Annotated in this window: 17 protein-coding genes; 12 read left to right on the top strand and 5 right to left on the bottom strand. The window is 41.8% G+C overall.

The features are described from left to right. The first annotated feature begins 1 nt into the window (after position 1). The 8 genes from ABJK37_RS22120 (at position 2) to ABJK37_RS22085 (ending at position 6,604) form a co-directional block, all read left to right on the top strand. A complete protein-coding gene (locus ABJK37_RS22120) occupies positions 2–1,138 on the top strand; it encodes an HmuY family protein (RefSeq protein ID WP_348358355.1) in 1,137 nt (378 codons plus the stop codon). A gap of 40 nt (positions 1,139–1,178) precedes the next feature. Further along, the gene (locus ABJK37_RS22115; protein ID WP_348358353.1) at positions 1,179–2,033 is read left to right on the top strand and encodes an ABC transporter substrate-binding protein; all 855 of its coding nucleotides are present in this window, start codon (positions 1,179–1,181) and stop codon (positions 2,031–2,033) included. Then, positions 2,023–3,114, top strand: coding sequence for an iron ABC transporter permease (locus ABJK37_RS22110; RefSeq protein ID WP_348358351.1), 1,092 nt, complete (start codon positions 2,023–2,025; stop codon positions 3,112–3,114). Before ABJK37_RS22115 ends, ABJK37_RS22110 begins: the two co-directional genes overlap by 11 nt. Next, positions 3,107–3,895, top strand: a complete 789-nt coding sequence (locus ABJK37_RS22105; RefSeq protein ID WP_348358349.1) for an ABC transporter ATP-binding protein — start codon at positions 3,107–3,109, stop codon at positions 3,893–3,895. The genes ABJK37_RS22110 and ABJK37_RS22105 overlap by 8 nt, the downstream gene beginning before the upstream one ends. An 18-nt stretch (positions 3,896–3,913) precedes the next feature. After that, positions 3,914–4,639, top strand: a complete 726-nt coding sequence (locus ABJK37_RS22100) for a DUF2470 domain-containing protein (RefSeq protein ID WP_348358347.1) — start codon at positions 3,914–3,916, stop codon at positions 4,637–4,639. Positions 4,640–4,771: 132 nt separating this feature from the next. Further along, positions 4,772–5,551 carry a PhzF family phenazine biosynthesis protein gene (locus tag ABJK37_RS22095; RefSeq protein ID WP_348358345.1) on the top strand — a complete coding sequence of 260 codons (780 nt, stop codon included), beginning with the start codon at positions 4,772–4,774 and terminating at the stop codon, positions 5,549–5,551. A 65-nt stretch (positions 5,552–5,616) separates the two neighbouring features. Further along, on the top strand, positions 5,617–6,084 hold the full coding sequence (locus ABJK37_RS22090) for a nuclear transport factor 2 family protein (RefSeq protein ID WP_348358343.1): 468 nt from the start codon (positions 5,617–5,619) through the stop codon (positions 6,082–6,084). 133 nt (positions 6,085–6,217) lie between these two features. After that, a complete protein-coding gene (locus tag ABJK37_RS22085) occupies positions 6,218–6,604 on the top strand; it encodes a DUF3592 domain-containing protein (RefSeq protein WP_348358341.1) in 387 nt (128 codons plus the stop codon). 226 nt (positions 6,605–6,830) lie between these two features. Here ABJK37_RS22085 and ABJK37_RS22080 read toward each other — a convergent pair whose 3' ends face one another. From ABJK37_RS22080 to ABJK37_RS22060, 5 genes are all read right to left on the bottom strand, one after another. Then, entirely contained in the window at positions 6,831–7,478 is a 648-nt protein-coding gene (locus tag ABJK37_RS22080) for an SDR family oxidoreductase (RefSeq protein WP_348358339.1), read from the bottom strand. 54 nt (positions 7,479–7,532) lie between these two features. Further along, positions 7,533–7,949 (bottom strand): MAPEG family protein, encoded by a 417-nt coding sequence (locus ABJK37_RS22075; RefSeq protein ID WP_348358337.1) that lies wholly within the window; start codon positions 7,947–7,949, stop codon positions 7,533–7,535. Positions 7,950–8,495: 546 nt separating this feature from the next. Beyond that, complete coding sequence (locus ABJK37_RS22070) at positions 8,496–9,671, bottom strand: saccharopine dehydrogenase NADP-binding domain-containing protein (RefSeq protein ID WP_348358335.1); 1,176 nt, start codon at positions 9,669–9,671, stop codon at positions 8,496–8,498. Positions 9,672–9,856: 185 nt separating this feature from the next. Continuing rightward, complete coding sequence (gene pyk / locus ABJK37_RS22065) at positions 9,857–11,290, bottom strand: pyruvate kinase (protein WP_348358333.1); 1,434 nt, start codon at positions 11,288–11,290, stop codon at positions 9,857–9,859. A 269-nt stretch (positions 11,291–11,559) separates the two neighbouring features. Next, positions 11,560–12,411 carry a MurR/RpiR family transcriptional regulator gene (locus ABJK37_RS22060; RefSeq protein WP_348358331.1) on the bottom strand — a complete coding sequence of 284 codons (852 nt, stop codon included), beginning with the start codon at positions 12,409–12,411 and terminating at the stop codon, positions 11,560–11,562. A gap of 284 nt (positions 12,412–12,695) precedes the next feature. Here ABJK37_RS22060 and zwf point away from each other — a divergent pair, with 284 nt between their 5' ends. From zwf to ABJK37_RS22040, 4 genes are read left to right on the top strand one after another with little or no spacing between them, the layout of a single operon-like run. Continuing rightward, entirely contained in the window at positions 12,696–14,186 is a 1,491-nt protein-coding gene (zwf, locus tag ABJK37_RS22055) for a glucose-6-phosphate dehydrogenase (RefSeq protein WP_348358329.1), read from the top strand. Continuing rightward, entirely contained in the window at positions 14,186–14,878 is a 693-nt protein-coding gene (pgl, locus tag ABJK37_RS22050) for a 6-phosphogluconolactonase (RefSeq protein ID WP_348358327.1), read from the top strand. The genes zwf and pgl overlap by 1 nt, the downstream gene beginning before the upstream one ends. Before the next feature lie 25 nt (positions 14,879–14,903). Beyond that, entirely contained in the window at positions 14,904–16,724 is a 1,821-nt protein-coding gene (gene edd, locus ABJK37_RS22045) for a phosphogluconate dehydratase (RefSeq protein WP_348358325.1), read from the top strand. 1 nt (position 16,725) lies between these two features. Then, the gene (locus ABJK37_RS22040; RefSeq protein WP_348358823.1) at positions 16,726–17,679 is read left to right on the top strand and encodes a glucokinase; all 954 of its coding nucleotides are present in this window, start codon (positions 16,726–16,728) and stop codon (positions 17,677–17,679) included. Positions 17,680–17,683 lie beyond the last annotated feature (4 nt).

Raw genomic sequence — 17,683 nt, 5'->3', positions numbered from 1 at the left:
AATGAACAAAAATTTAACTACAGGTCTGAGTATTGGTATTTGGGCCTTGATGAGTGCATGTGGCAGTTCTAGCTCAAACAACGACTCAGAAACAGGTGTGATTCCCGATCCGGCACCAGTAGAAGAAGAGGTCGTAGAAGGAGAAGTTTACGGTCCGTTCACCACAGGCTCTACATCTGAGCCAAAGAGTGTGTATTTTGATTTAGAAACGGCAACAGTACTCGAGTTAACTGATGAAGAAGCGGTATCAGATAGCCAGTGGGACATCGCGTTCAATCGTACCAAAGTTTCCCTTAATACCCATGCCGAAAACACAGTAGGCACATACGTTACAGACGTCAACAGCGACTTCTACGATGACCAAGGAAACGCACTCTCTGAAATATTTTTAAATGCTGATGCTGACACTGAGCTTGAAGATTATTTGGCAATAAGTGCAGATGACTTACCTGATGACGACGCATACAGTATTGATTCTGAAGAATATGTTATTGGAGCGAATTTTTACAATTACGATTTTACTACCCACGTAGTAAGTGCTGCAGACGATGCTTATTTTATTGTCAGTGCAGACAGTGCATATACTAAGTTTAGAGCCAAATCCTTAACGACCTCTGGTCGCACTATGGCTACTATTACACTAGGTGTTCAACATCAAAGTGCCTTAGATGGAGAAACAGAATTTGCTCCTGAAATAGACCTAGAGCTGGATGCAACGTCTTGTGATACCGGTATATACGTCGACTTTGATCTGGCACAAGTCGTTAATCAAGAAGATTCTTGGGATATTTGGATACCTTGCCTGACAGATGAAGATATTATAGGAGCCGATTTCCAAATATTTATAGCTGACGAAGCCAGCGCGCTGTTAGATAGTGAAAACAGTTACCTAGGAATCGACAGCGAAGCTGAGCAATATTATGGATTTCAATCCAATTTAACCACTATCAAAGCCTTTGATTCGACCCCTTGGTATCAGTACAACTTAAATGGTGGTCATTTATTATGGTCACAGTATGGTGTTTACCTGCTTAAAACCAATGCTGCTACTTACAAACTTCAAATAACCAGTTATTACGATGAAGCGGGTACCTCAGGAAATTATAGTTTTCGTTTTGACGAGTTATCTTCTGATTAATCTAGGTGGGTGATAGCCCACCATTTTTGAGAGTAAGTTTATGTATAAATTAGTAGTGGCTATTGCCCTCATTTTTATCCTTATGGTAAACGCAGTTCATGCTCGCGCTGATAGTCCCGAGCGAATAGTCAGTGCCGGTGGCAGCATTACTGAAATTATTTATGCTTTGGGTAAGCAAAACTTGATTGTGGCAACAGATAGTACCAGTCTGTACCCGTCGCCTGCAGCTAGTTTACCTAAGCTTGGTTACTTCAGGCAGTTAAGTACTGAAGGGGTGTTGAGTTTTCAACCCTCTCACTTGATCGGTACCCAATCCACTGGACCTGCTAGCCTTATTCCTCAGTTGACCGCTGCAGGAGTAAAGGTAGATATATTAGGAGAGCAAAGAGACTTTCAGGGATTAACACAGCTAATACAGGATGTGGGGCGGTTATTAGATGCGCAGCATCAAGCGTCTTTACTAGTTGAAAGTATTACTCAACAGGTCGCCAAGCTTAAACTAGCGCAAAACAAAAATCCTTCCATAAGTGCTTTGTTTGTGATGTCCGATAGTGAGCGCGGACTAACAGTTGCGGGTAACAATACCGTGCCTCAGTCTTTGTTTAACGACGCGGGCATTCGCAATGTTGCCGCAAATCTAAGAGATTACAAAGTGATGGATAATGAGTCTATTTTGGCTGGTAATCCCGACTTGATTTTTGTCGCCAGTCACAGAGTCAAGGGGCCGGAGGCTTTGCAAAGTTTGTGTCAACACCCGGCCTTGAAAGCTACATCAGCGGGGAAAAAATGCGCTTTAGTCGCGATGAATAGTAGCGAAGCACTAGGTTTGTCGCCACGTTACCCGCAAGCACTTGCAACAGTGATAGAAAGTGTGAATACGCTACATGTACACTGATAGTTTACCCGTTACCTTACAAGCGGTCTTAGCTCAGCGTCAGAAAAAGTACGAGAGAGGGATTTGGCTTACGGCTGGTTTGGGATTGCTTTTAGTAGTGGTTGGTCTGCAAGCGGGAAGTGTTGCACAGTCGTCAACTGAGATGTTCCAGTTGGTGCTACAAAAATTCACCTCTCAAGATTTAACTCATCAGCAAACAATCCATTGGTACATATTCTCTGAGTTGCGCGCGCCTAGAATGGTGATGGCAATATTTGTAGGTGCCTTATTGGCAATGTCTGGTTGCGCTATGCAAGGATTAGTGAGAAACCCTTTAGCCGATCCTGGACTCATTGGTATTTCGGCTGGAGCAGCGGCAGCTGCGGCTACGACTTTGGCGTTGATAAATCATTACCCCGAACTGGAATTAGCGGGCCAGTATTTAATCGCCGCTAGTGCTTTCATCGGTGCGTTACTTGCTGTTTGGATAGTGTTATTAGTCGCTAAAACCCCCATGGGAACTGCTATTAGCTCTTTGATACTGGCTGGTGTGGCAGTGAATGCTTTGGCTACTACTCACATAGGTGCGATTAGTTATATGGCAAATGATGACGCATTGCGTCAAATTACCTATTGGACCATGGGCAGTTTGGGGGGGATAAATTGGCAAAAAGTACTTTTTGTTGGCGCTGTGGGTGTGCCGGCTATAGGTGTGTTTTTACATCTGCGCAAAGCGTTGAATATGTTAGCTTTAGGAGAAAACGAAGCGCAATGTATGGGGCTGGCAGTAACCAAATATAAGCGACTCACGCTTTGGCTGGTGGCGTTTTCAGTTGCTCTTGCTACGGCACTTTGCGGCATTATTGGGTTTGTTGGCTTAGTGGTTCCGCATATTGCTCGGAGCCTGTTTGGCGCAGATCATCGATATTTAATGCCGGCTTGCGGTGTGCTTGGTGCGGTATTGATGTTGCTGGCTGACATTATATCCCGCGCATTATTTCCTCCTTTAGAAATCCCCATTGGCATAGTGACTTCTGCCGTTGGCGCTCCCTTCTTTTTGTATTTATTGGCCAAAGGTAAAGGGCAATCCAGCTATGTTTGAAATGAAAGAAATTTCTCTCAATTATCGAGAGAAGACCATTCTTCAAGATATTTCTTTGTCGTTAAATAGCGGCGATTTTGTCACTGTCATTGGTGAAAATGGTTGTGGAAAATCAACGTTACTCCGTTGTGTTGCAGGTCTTCATCAACAAACTACTGGCAGCATTAGGTTTCAGCAAAAATGTTTAAAACAATGGCCTATTCAAGCGCTGGCCAAAGAGCGTGCTTTTGTGGCGCAAAGTAACCAAGTGCATTTCGCTTTTTTAACCGAAAATTTGTTGAAACTAGCACGTGCCGACCAATTAGAAACTGAGCAACAAAGTACGCTGTTAATTTGTCAATTGGCTGAAAAACTTAACATTAGTCATTTGTTTGGACGTGATGTGCGCAGTTTGTCGGGAGGCGAGCGTCAACGCGTGTTTATTGCAAAAGCCTTGTTACAGCTACTGCCCAACAGTAATCAAAAGTGCACTGATTATGTGTATGAAAACAAATTGTTATTGCTTGACGAACCTACATCGGCTTTGGATTTTCGTTTTCAAAAAGCCATGATGGACCTTGTTCAAGAATTTTGCCAGCAAGGCTTAGCTGTGGTGTGTGTGAGCCATGACATGAACTTAGTGTTGCCTTATGCCACCCAAGTTTTAATGCTCGCACAAGGCCGATGTTTAGCGAAAGGCCAAGCCAAAGACGTTATCACAATAGCCAACTTATCCGACTGTTTTGGAGTCACGCCCAAACTGATTCCGCAGACTGGCTCAGTGCCTTATATCACTCATTAATTTTCTCTAGGAGTTAATATGAAAAAACAAACTTATATTTCTGATGCGAAAACGCTAGTTCGTCAACAGCATTCAGGCGTGCTTAGTACCCATTCTCAGACTGTTGAAGGCTACCCATTTGGTTCGATCGTGCCTTATTTTATGACCCCAGAGGGGGACTTGGTTATTTATATTAGTCAAATAGCGCAACATACCCGGAATATCCAAGCGAACCATAAAGTCTCTATGACTATATTTGATCACTTGGCAGATGACTCTCAAGCTTCGGGCAGGGTGACTGTGTTGGGAGATGCGCATTTGATTGATGACGCTTTAGTCGTACAACAATACTTCAGCTTCTTTCCTCAAGCAGAAGGATACCAGCAAACCCATGATTTTATGTTCTACAAAATTGCCACAAAACGAGTTAGATACATTGGTGGATTTGGAAAAATTCACTGGATTAACAAAGAAGATTGGAATCGTGAGTTAGCTGACTGGTCCAAGGTCAGTGATGGCATCGTGAATCACATGAATGAAGATCATCAAGAAGCAATGCAATTATTATTATCCCATCAATTTAATATTGAGGCTAAAAACATTAAGATGCTTTCTGCGTTTTGTGAAGGTGTGCATGTACAAGCAGACAACAAAATTTACTATTGGCCATTTGATTTGCCTTGCATCACATCGACTCAGGTACGAGAACAATTGGTCAAAGCAACCCACAAAGCTAGAGCAGCACTGACGCCCGAAGCTTGCTAATTTGCTTTACTACGAAAATAAACACTTAAGACAATGGGACATAATCAACTCTTGTCTTAAGTTACACAATTGGTATGAAGTCGATGTAAAAATGGTTAGCATAGAGAGAGTCGCCATAGAATTTAAAATTAAATGCAAATAGATATCTTTCAAATCGACGCTTTTGGCGATGAAGTTTTTACAGGAAATCCTGCCGCCGTTTGCCCACTCAATACTTGGTTGCCTGACGAGTTATTGCAAAATATTGCACAGGCCAATAATTTATCTGAAACAGCGTTTTTTGTGGCTATCGAGGATAAGTTTCAATTACGTTGGTTTACCCCATCCCATGAAGTCGACTTATGCGGACATGCCACGTTAGCCGCGGCTCACGTGTTGTTTACGCATTTGAGTTATCAAAAATCTGACATTTGTTTTGTGACCAAAAGCGGCGAGTTAATTGTAACTAACAAAGCCAGTGGGTTAGTAATGGACTTTCCTGCATCGATGCCCACACCTGTTTTAGCTCCCGAACAACTATTGTTGGGGTTAGGCATTAAACCTAAAGCTGTTTCGGCAGCATTTGACTACATTCTTGAGCTTGAAGATGAAACTGCAGTCCAGACTCTGTTGCCAGATTTAGCGTTATGGAAAGCTTTAGATCTTAGAGGAGTGGTAGTAACCGCAAGGGGCACTGACGTTGATTTTGTGAGTCGTTGTTTTTTTCCAAAACTCAATGTAGATGAAGACCCAGTAACCGGCTCGGCCCATTGTGAATTAGCCCCCTATTGGTCACAAAAGCTCACCAAAGATAATTTAAAAGCCAAACAATTATCACCAAGGACCGGTCTAGTTGCATGCCAACTCTCAGGCGAGAGAGTGTTATTAAAAGGCAGAGCTGTCGACTATATGCGTGGTCAGATTACTCTTTAGCTGTCTTAACCAATTATTCGTAACACTTAACGAATCGTCATATTAACTTAATGTAGGGAATGCCAATGAAAAAGTGTTTTTCAATTGTAGCGTTAGTTGTTACTTTTTTTTCTTCATCTGCTTTAGCCAGTAGTGAGCCATTTGATTACGATAACTTTGTAGAACAATATTATCGAGCCATGACCAATACACAGCTACCTAAGGCTTCTAATGAAGACTTAGAATTTTATTTGTCGTTTTTAACAGAAGACGTTGGTAACCAACATTTACCCAATGCACCTGATGACTCACGAGCGCCCGACGGTAAAGCATTAATGCGCAAAGGCATGTCACGATATTTAGGTGCGCATAGCGAATATCAGGGTAAAATTGTCGAATATTTTGTTGGTCACAATGTAGTCGCACTTAAGCACACTTTTGCAGCTAAAGGGTTGCGCGCAGACGGTTCAGAATTTAGCTATAGCAAAGAAGTTTTAGACGTTTTAGAACTAGAAAATGGAAAGGTATCAGTAATACGTAGATACGGAAACTAACCTCAGTTGCTAGGTATCAAGAGGTCAACATGAGGGGCAGAATTTCTAAAGAATGTAGAGGGCTGCTGTTTTGATTGGGGACATGTTTTACAGCCAAAAAAGTTTCAACTCGCCAATGAACTAGGATAAGTACATGAATATTATTCCATTAGTAGGGGGCGCTGTATTTGCTGCAGTTGGTGCCTATATTATATATGACAATCAGCGGTTTAATAAAAACGCGACAAAAGCCAAGGGTAGGATCCTGCGTTATGATGAATACTTTTCTAAAAGTACTAACAATTATAAAAGTAAGATGTTTCGCCCTATTTTTGAGTTAACAATCAAAGGCAAACGTTATGAAATTAAATCAAAGACATCGTTTCACTCTAAAGTCATCCCTGTAGGCCATAATGCCGATTTATTATACCAACAAGGTGACGAAGAAAACGCGCGATTAGCCAAAGGCAACGGTTACGGTTTAGGTCTTTTGTTTATTGTTCTTTCAATACCGGCATTTTATTTTGGGGTGTTTCGTTGAGACACTTAGCTCCAGAAGTAGGGTGACACGGCCTTTTCTATTTTAAACAATGCCAGTATTGTTTCCTGCTATGTAAATCTATGGGACCTCGCTTTGGTTTTTGGGAAAACGTTAAGTGACCACTTTTTATGCAGACAGCCATGATAAAAACGGAAATCTAAGCATTTGACCTAAACATTTATAATGGGTTTTTTGGTAAAAACCGTGGTAAAAGCTCTGGCCATGGTTATAAAACCTCTTTGATTGGTTTGTCACCATTAAATAGTTCGACAATAGTATTGTCTGTTGGAGGGTGATTAACACAAAACAACAATGCTTTGGCAACGTCACCTCGGGTAATAGTTGCTTGGTCTTTCTGCGCTGGCCGCTCAGAGGTGAATTTTGAGCTAGGGTCAGAATCGGTTAACGAGCCAGGACGAATAATAGAGTAAAGCAGACCACTATTGATTAGATGTTCGTCGGCCATATGTTTAGCAACTAAATAGGGTTGCATCTGTTCTGGCCCTTTTTCTGGTTTATCTGCTCCAATTGAGCTAACCATAACAAAATGCTTAACATTATTGACTTTAGCATAATCTACTGCCCGGCAAGCTGCCCATAAATCGATCAGTAAGGTTTGGTCAGGTCCGGTACTTCCCCCTGATCCGGCTACAAACACAACTGTATCCCACTGTTTGCTTGCACTTTGATTAAACCCATGGCTAAAGTCTTCTTTCAGGTCGCCTTCTACGATGGCAAGATACTCGCCTTTAATATCTGATAATTTGCTTTTGTCGCGAACAAGGGCAACAACGTTTTGCTGATTGTTAACCATCAGTTGGGTTAGTTTTTTACCTATTTGCCCACTTGCGCCGATAATCAATGTATTTTTCATTTGTTTTCCTTATGTAAAGTTGTGTATAAATTTCTGAGTCTTTGCAGAGTTTACTTAAATTAATCTGATCCCTATTAGTACCAATATGAATACGTTGGCGAGTAGTCCAATTAAGAAAAAATAGGTTCTAGGGCTGGGATTTTTTTCCGTCGCGATAACGTAGTAAAGTGCCATATGTATCAACCGCGCAAGCACATATATCCATACAGCGATGGCAAACAGCGGGCTTTGATAATTAATAGAAAAGGCGAATAAAACGCTACCAATAAATAGTGCGCTGTTTTCTAAAGTGTTATGAAATGTGCGGTGAGCTCTAAAAACAAAACTATCATGGGATAAATCTTCGCTTAGTTTCCCCGGCACTGCTGAAGGCTGATTGGCTTTAGAAAATGTGGCCACTAGCCACTGAATCAATACCACTATTAGATATAGATAAAATGCAAAGTAAACAGAGTGTGCAAGCGCAATCATAAAATTGTTTCCTTGATGTCAAGTTAGAAACATAAGAAAGCAATATATGTACCTCAAATAAACAATTGATTTATATGGATTATTTATTTTTGAAAGATAGAGGTGTGTAATTTTTACAGCGTTGACGATAAGAATTACTGAAAGGTTCAGTAGGCGAACCGCTTTGGTGCACTTTATATACAGAGACTTTTTAAAGATAGAGTTTGACCTGCTAATTGCTTTATTCACTCGAACCAGTACTTTCTCCGTGATCTGCGGATAACTGGCAAACAAGAATCTAATTTGAAAAGGGAAGTTCAAGACACATGGCCTAGTTAGGTCATGGAGTAACAAATCAACGACCAGCAAGGCGACGCTTCTAAGCTTAGTATTGAGCCGTTACAGTTAAAGCAAACAACAGCAGCGGCTCCGGTGGTTTTGATGCAAGTGATATTTGTTAAGCAAGGCAAAAGTATATGAATGTAGCGCTAGTTTTCAGCTAGGTTTCCGCGCGTGGAAAAAAGCAATTAAGGGCTCGCAAATATCACGAGCCCTGCTACTTAAAGCTTATTCTTGAGTAAAGGTTAACCCTGCATTCGCTACAAGGCGTTTGATTAACTTGTCGCCCATAGCGGGAGCGGTAGTCCAAATGCCACCTTGAGTTTGCTGCGAATCTTTGACCAAGCAGATAGCAGATTCAGCAATGATTTTAGAGGTTGAGCCATAACCTGGATCTCTATCACCTTTGACCGAAACATTTATTTGGTTGCCTTGAGCATCCGATCCTACGTATAACAAGTCGTAAAAACCAGCTTCTCGCTCTTCTTTGCTAGGGCCTTCACCTGGTTTAGGTCCGCCCTCACCACCCATGCTTTTGTCATTGGCCATGGCATTGGCAATCGCTTCGCCTTTTTCACCTGGGCCGGTCATAAACATTTCGTCATACACAAAATCGTCGCCATACTCGCTATCCAACAAAAAGTTGGAGCGTTGTACGTTACGGGTATTGATAGCTGCCATCACAAAAGGAGTGACCCAAGTACCCAAATCTTCTTCGTAGTAGGGCTTATTGCCAAAAGGTTGTTCGGCACCAGTAAATCCAGGAGTCAGAGAAAAGGGATTAAGCAGCGCCTTCATTTTAGTTGGATCTTGTTTTGCTGCAACTAGGGTGGCTTTTAGACTTGCAGCGGTACCACCCGAGAACGTGCCTTTCATTTTTCTAACGCGACATCTGACTCTTGGCATTGGGTGACCAAATTGTTCTTTAGCCAGTTGTTGTAAGTGATATACCCCGAGGTCAGAAGGAATAGAATCAAAACCACATGAAAACACGATACGTGCTCCACTGGCTTTTGCGGCTTCTTGATGAGCAGGGATCATCTCACTCATCCATACTGGTTCACCACATAAGTCAACATAATCGACACCTGATTTTGCACACATTGCCACTAATTCAGAGCCATATAGCTGATAGGGACCCACAGTGGTTAATACCAATTTTGTATCGTCTAACATGGCTTGAATAGAACTTAAGTCATCGGAGTCGGCTATCACTAAAGGGGTATCAGCAGGAGCGCCTATTTCATCACGAACTTGGGCAAGCTTTTCAGCGCTTCTTCCCGCCATCGCCCATTTAAGTGATTTATCATCGGCGTATTGCTTAACTAAATATTCAGCGACTAAACGGCCGGTAAAGCCAGTTGCACCATAAATAACAATATCGAACTTTTTATTTGTACTCATTACCCATTCCTATTACTTTTTGTGTGTTGAGTTTAATAGGGATTATCTATAATTTTAATTTATTTAGGTAATGGAAAACTATATTTTTTATTAATGGGTGTTGGAGGATGCCGCAAAAAAAAACGAGTCTAGCGACTCGTTTCTTATTTGGGATAAAAACTAGACAATGCTAGTCTAAATGTTTCTTAGGCTGTAACAATCTTACAAGCATTGGTGCCACCCACGGTTTCCATTACATCACCGTAAGTCATGATGAATTGGTCGCCAGATTCCAAAATACCTTTTTCTAATAACACGGCAACTACGTCGTCTTTCAGTTTACCCGGGTTACTGCCACGAGAATCAAAAAAGACTGGTTTAACACCGCGGTATAACGCCATTTTGTTTAATGTACTTTCATGTCTAGATAGGGCATAAATTGACAAAGATGTAGTGATACGTGACATCAACAATGGCGTACTGCCACTTTCAGTTAAGGCTACAATTGCCTTTATTGTACTTAAATGATTGGCTGAGTAGACCGCACTTAATGCGACGGTTTCACTGACCGAATGAAATGCTTCATCCATTCTATGTTTAGATACAGTCACACTAGGGTGTGTTTCTGCGCCTACACATACTCTTGCCATTGCTTCTACAGTTTCAACAGGAAACTCACCCGCCGCAGTTTCGGCTGATAACATAACCGCATCAGTACCATCTAGCACCGCATTCGCCACGTCCATGACTTCTGCACGGGTTGGCATGGGGCTGGTGATCATTGATTCCATCATTTGTGTGGCAGTGATGACCACTTTATTTAGTTGACGCGATCGTGCGATGAGTTTTTTCTGTACGCCTACTAATTCAGCATCACCAATCTCAACGCCTAAATCACCACGGGCTACCATCACTGCGTCAGAGGCTTCAATAATGTCGTCGATGGCTTCGTCAGAGGCGACTGTTTCAGCACGCTCTACTTTGGCACAAATCATGGCATTGCAACCTGCTTTTTCAGCAAGTTGACGGGCATAACGTAAATCATCGCCTGAACGTGGGAACGAGACTGCTAAGTAGTCGACACCAATTTTTGCTGCGGTCACTATGTCTTCTTTATCTTTAGCTGTCAGTGCTTCAGCCGACAAGCCACCACCTTGGCGGTTAATACCTTTGTTGTTCGATAACTTGCCAGCAACAGTCACTTCAGTATGGACTTTATTACCTTCTACGCTAGTCACAACCAGCTGAATACGTCCATCATCAAGCAATAATAAATCACCTTTGACTACATCTTGAGGCAATGCTTTATAATCGATACCCACAGCCTGTTGGTTGCCGTCTTCTTTGCCCATGTCGGCATCAAGAATGAAGTGATCGCCAATTTTCAATTTGATTGGACCGTCTGCGAATTTAGATACGCGGATCTTAGGTCCTTGTAAATCACCTAAAATGGCAACGTATTTACCTAACTTTTTAGCGGCATTACGCACTTTGTTGGCGCGATTAATGTGATCTTCGGCCGTTCCATGAGAAAAGTTCATGCGAACCACATTGGTTCCAGCTTTAATAATCGCTTCTATTTGCTCCACTGTATCTGTAGATGGACCTAATGTAGCGAGTATTTTTGTTCTTCTTAACATAGTTTGGTTACTCTGTTGTTATGGCGCGTTTGTTACCTATCTCATGCAGCACTTGCTATTTAAGACAGGCTCAGTTCAATAAATTAAGCATAGCCTTTTTTAAGGCGTTAGTTACTTTTGTGGATGTCTACAAAAATAAAATAGTTATAAATTAACAAAAGTGTAATTTTATTACGAAAATGGTAGTGCAAAACGACCAAAAAGTGAAATTATTCTAATAAAAAAGAGCCTGTTGGCTCTATTTTATTAGAATAAGGTAACTATTTACATTAATTACTACGTTTATCAAACCTTGATCCTCGTAAAGTATCTTTCACTCGTTTCAGATTTTCTCTAAATTTGTTGCCTCTTCTAAGCGTAAAACCAGTTGCCAATATGTCGATGAGTATTAGCTGTGCAATCCTTGAGGCCATAGGCATATACATGTCTGTATCTTCTGGCACTTCAAGAGATAACACTAAGTTACATTCTTTAGCCAAAGGACTGTCTTTAGACGTAATGCCCATCACAGTTGCATCGTTTCCACGGGCTATTTGGGCTATTTCTACTAGGCTCTTAGTTCTGCCTGTGTGGGAAATGAGCACCACTACATCCCCTTCGCCAGAATTCATGCAGCTCATACGTTGCATGATAATATCTTCGAAGTAGATGACAGGAACATTAAAACGGAAAAATTTATTTAAGGCATCGTGGGCTACAGAAGCTGAGGCTCCTAATCCAAAGAAAGATATCTTTTGGGCCTGAGTTAATAAGTCTACGGCGCGGTTTATTGTTGCGATATCAGCTGATTGCCTTGCAACTTCCAAAGAGGCCATAGTGGATTCAAATATTTTGTGAGTATATTCTTCTGGGCCGTCATTTTCTTCAACGTGGCGGTTTACATAAGGCGTACCATTAGCAAGACTTTGAGCCAAATGTAATTTAAAATCAGGATAGCCTTTAGTGTCTAACCTACGGCAAAAGCGGTTGACTGTAGGTTCACTTACACCTGACATTTTCGCTAGTGTGGCTATGCTACTGTGAATCGCGGTTTGCGGATTCGCTAGTATGACCTCTGCAACTTTGCGTTCCGACTTACTAAAGACGGCATTATGCTGGGTTATTTTTTCTAGAATATTCATGCGCGCATCAAAAACTTCATTATAATGGTTTCACTAAAAGGCCAGAATTTACATCGGCTCATTAGCGCCAGAATACTATAGTTGTAATTTTTTAACAGGAAATCTTTCGGATTAATGGACTGAAAACCGTTATTTCTTGTAATTTGGCGGTATGAGCCTCGTGAAAAGTTGTAAAATTACTACATTTAATGTTAAATTTTACGTTATGGGTTGTTGATTAGCTTGTAACCGTATTTTGTTATAACAATTAACACAATCAATCAAAATATTAGTAGGCAGAAAAAATGGTTTTGGAAAATTCGTTCGAACCTTGTGATTTCGTATTGTTTGGCACACAAGGCGATTTAGCCAGACGTAAACTTTTACCTTCTTTATATCAACTCGAAAAATCTGATTTGATGCACGCCGAAACAAAAGTGATTGGCGTAGCGCGTCAAGATATCAGTAAAGAAGATTACGTTGCACTTGTAAAAGAGAATATTGAAAAATTTACTAAAGAAGCTGTGTGTCAAGAAACGTGGGCGCGGTTTTCAGAAAAACTAGACTACGTACAAGTTGATATGAAAGATATCGCTAGCTACAAAGCGTTTAAAGATCATGTAGATCCAAAACGAATGATGGTTTGTTATTTCGCAACCCCCCCATCGATTTTTGGGGATATTTGCCTAGGACTTAAAGCTGCGAAAATTATCGACAAAAGTATGCGAGTCGTATTGGAAAAACCAATTGGACACAACTTAGAATCATCTAAAGTGATTAATGACCAAGTCGCCGAGTTTTTTGACGAATCACAAATCTATCGAATTGATCATTATTTAGGAAAAGAAACGGTTCTAAATCTAATCGCATTGCGGTTCGCAAATTCAATTTTTGCAACCAATTGGGATCATAACTGTATTGATCATGTACAAATTAGTGTTGCTGAATCTGTAGGTATTGAGGGGCGTTGGGGATACTTTGACGAAGCTGGTCAAATGCGCGACATGGTTCAAAATCACCTGTTACAGATTCTCACGCTAATCGCTATGGAGCCTCCTGCTAATTTGGATGCAGACAGTATTCGTGACGAAAAACTTAAGGTACTTAAATCTCTACGACCTATTAATGCGAGCAATGTTCGTGAAAACACGGTTCGTGGGCAGTACGTTGGAGGTTTTGTTAAAGGCCAAGAAGTGCCGGGTTACTTAGATGAAGCCGATGCCAATACCTCAAGTGAGACAGAAACCTTCATTGCCCTCAAAGTCGAATTAGACAACTGGCGTTGGGCTGGTGTGCCATTCTATTTACGCACCGGGAAACGCTTACCAGATAAAACCAGTGAGGTAGTTATCTACTTTAAACGTCAACCTCATAACTTGTTTAAAGATAGTTTTCCTCAGTTACCACCCAACAAACTGACTATTCGTTTACAACCTGACGAAGGGGTTGAAGTGACAGTCATGAACAAAGTGCCTGGACTAACTGGAAAGAGTTCAATGGATTTACAAAAATCTAAATTGAATTTGAGTTTTTCTGACACTTTTAAAGATGAACGCATAGCAGATGCATATGAAAAATTGTTGTTAGAAGTGATGTTAGGTAATCAAGCCCTATTCGTGCGTCGAGACGAAGTAGAGGCTGCATGGAAATGGGTAGATGGTATCCTAGCTGCTTGGAAAATCAGTAATGAACCACCTGAACCATACCAAGCTGGTACTTGGGGACCCGTAGCGTCGATTGCGCTATTGGCTCGCGAAGACAGAGCTTGGTACGAAAGCCGCATGGGGAAAAAATAATGGCATTGACACAATCTAAATTTAGAACAACCGAACAACTCAATACTGCCTTTACACGTAAAATTGTAAAGTTACTCAGGGATGGTATTGAGGAAAATGGACGCGCAAGCTTAGTTGTCTCAGGTGGTCGCACACCTGCGGAGCTTTTCGGGGCGTTGTCTAAAGCTCATTTAGAGTGGGATAAAGTTGATGTGAGTTTGGCGGATGAACGTTGGGTAGACAATACTGACGACGCCTCGAACGAAAAAATGTTACGTACAAAGTTACTGATTAATAATGCTGCAAATGCCAATTTTGTTCCTTTAAAAACTTATCATGGCAATGCTGAAGATGCAGTGACAACTTGTACTGAAAATCTACAAAAAATGCACACTCCATTCGACGTACTGATTTTAGGTATGGGAGAAGATGGGCATACCGCTTCTTTGTTTCCATGTTCTGAGCAAATTGCTGAAGGCTTGGATCTTGAATCAGGTAAAGCCTATATCGCGGTACAGCCAACGACTGCTCCTAATCAACGTATGTCATTAACTCTGCCAGCGCTACTAAACAGTAACCAAATATTTTTGCATCTCACAGGAGAGAGCAAAAAAGAGGTGTTAGATACGGTACTGTCCGATGATGATGCTTTAGTTATGCCAATCAGAGCCGTCATTAACAACGCCGATGTAGAGCTTGTTTGGGCACCCTGAAAAAATTTTAGTTATAGGAAAATCCATGAATCCCGTTATTCAAGAAGTCACAGACCGAATTATTCAGCGCAGTCAAGATTCGCGTAAAAGTTATTTAGATAAAATTGAAAGTGCGCGTTTGCAAGGTCCTCATCGTGGGGTGTTGTCTTGTGGTAACTTAGCACATGGATTTGCCGCTTGTGGCTCAGAAGAAAAAGCCGACTTGCGCAGTATGACCAAAGCGAATATCGCTATTGTATCTTCGTATAATGATATGTTGTCTGCGCATCAACCTTATGAAAACTATCCTGCGAGATTAAAACAGGCAATCGGTGCTGTTGGCAGTGTTGCTCAATTTGCCGGTGGTGTGCCGGCAATGTGTGATGGTGTGACTCAAGGCACGCCAGGGATGGACTTAAGTTTGATGAGCCGCGACATTATAGCAATGGCTACTGCAGTCTCACTTTCCCATAATATGTTTGATGGTACCTTGATGTTAGGTATTTGCGACAAAATTGTACCTGGCTTATTGATGGGTGGATTGAGCTTTGGACATTTACCTACAGTATTTGTCCCAGCGGGGCCTATGCCTTCAGGTATTCCTAATAAAGAGAAAGCGCGTGTTCGCCAACTGTATGCACAAGGCAAAGTAGGCCGTGAAGAGTTATTAGACGCTGAGTCTAAATCTTATCATTCGGCTGGTACTTGTACTTTCTACGGTACCGCAAACAGTAACCAATTGGTTGTAGAAATAATGGGGTTACACTTACCAGGGTCATCTTTTGTGAATCCAGGTACACCATTAAGAGATGCGTTAACCGATGCCGCAGCGCGACAAGTGACGCGTATTACTGATTTAGGTAGCGAGTATCGTCCTATCGGGCATATAGTGGATGCTAAAGCGATAGTTAATGGTTTGGTAGGGTTACTGGCCACAGGTGGCTCAACCAACCACACTATGCATTTGGTCGCGGTAGCGAAAGCTGCTGGCATTATCATTAATTGGGATGACTTTGCTGATATATCTAAAGCTGTACCTTTGTTAACTCGCATTTACCCCAATGGCTCAGCTGATATTAATCATTTTACCGCGGCTGGCGGAATGGCGTTGTTGATTAGAGAATTGTTAGAAAATGGCTTGTTACACAATGATGTGAATACCATATGTGGCGAAGGTTTGGAGCAATATACCAAAGAACCAATATTAGAAAATGGTGAACTGGTATGGCGTGACGGTCCCACAGAATCTTTTGATAAACAGGTTGTTGCGAGTGTGAGTGAGCCATTTAAGGTAGACGGTGGTTTATCTGTATTGAGTGGGAACTTGGGACGTGCTGTTATGAAAACATCAGCATTACGAGAGCCCCATTGTAAAATTAAAGCCCCTGCAGTGGTGTTTGAAGATCAGTTTGAATTACATGCGGCATTCAAAGCTGGTGAGCTCGATAAAGATTGTGTGGTAGTGGTGCGTTTTCAGGGGCCTTCGGCCATTGGAATGCCTGAGCTACACAGCTTGACGCCACCTTTGGCGGTACTACAAGATCGCGGTTTTCATGTGGCACTAGTGACTGATGGTCGTATGTCTGGCGCTTCGGGTAAAGTACCCGCCGCCATTCATGTCACGCCAGAAGCGACTAAAGGCGGAATATTATCTAAAATACAAACCGGTGATCTGATTGAATTGAACACCCAAACAGGTGCGATGGATGTGTTAATTAGTGAACAAGACTTAGCGAATAGAAAAGCTAAAGTGACTGATGTAGCCAAACACCAAATTGGCATGGGCCGAGAGATGTTTGCCGGTATGCGCACCACCTTAACCGGTGCTGAGCAAGGTGCTTGTTCATTATTTTTTGGTCAGGATTAATATCATGGCTAGGTTTGTAGCAGATGTTGGTGGGACTAATATTCGTTTGGCTTTGATTGAAAACGGGTCACTAAGCCATATCAAAAAATATCTATGTAGCGACTATAAAACCATTAATGGGGCTATTGAGGCATATATTGCTGAATTTCCTGATTTGGAATTTACCGCGGGATGTCTAGGCGTGGCATGTCCAGTGACGGCGGATTTAGTTTCAATGACTAACAATCATTGGCAGTTTTCAATTTCTCAACTCAAAACTGAATTAGGCTTGCATTGGTTGGGAGTGATCAATGATTTTACCGCAGTTGCCCATGCAGTTACGGTGTTAACGGACCAACAAAAAGAACAAGTTGGACAAGGTCAATCAGTCGACTTAGACAATATTGCAGTGTTTGGACCTGGCACAGGGTTAGGAGTCAAACACTTAACCCATACTGCCGGTGGTTGGTTGGCGTTAGACGGAGAGGGTGGCCATGTAGACTTTGCGCCAATAGACGAGGTCGATATCGCTATTTGGCAATTTCTAACCGATAAGATGGGTCATGCCTCTGCAGAGGAAGTCATGTCTGGTCGTGGTTTAGTGCATATCTATCAAGCAATTGCGAAGTACAAAAATCTAGCCGCACCTTTGGATGATCCAGCTGATATCACTGAACGAGCTCTTGATGGTAGTTGCGCTTTAAGCGAGGCTACTTTGAACCAATTCTGCAAAATCTTGGGTAGCTTTGCAGGAAACCTTGCCCTTAATTTAGGGACACGTGGTGGCGTGTATATTGGAGGTGGCATTGCCCCCCGTTTCACCAATTTTATTAAACAAAGTGATTTTCGGAAACGTTTTGAGGCCAAAGGTCGATTTCGTGACTACGTAGCTGGCATCCCGACTTTCATTATTACCGAGCCTGATCATGGTTTGATTGGTGCTATGGCTTATTTAAATCAAAATTGTAAAGGTTAAATGC

It is taken from the genome of Paraglaciecola sp., from assembly GCF_039964565.1.
Taxonomy (GTDB): Bacteria; Pseudomonadota; Gammaproteobacteria; order Enterobacterales; family Alteromonadaceae; genus Paraglaciecola.
Note: the sequence above shows the minus strand (reverse complement) of the source record. Positions and strands in the feature narration are given on the sequence as shown.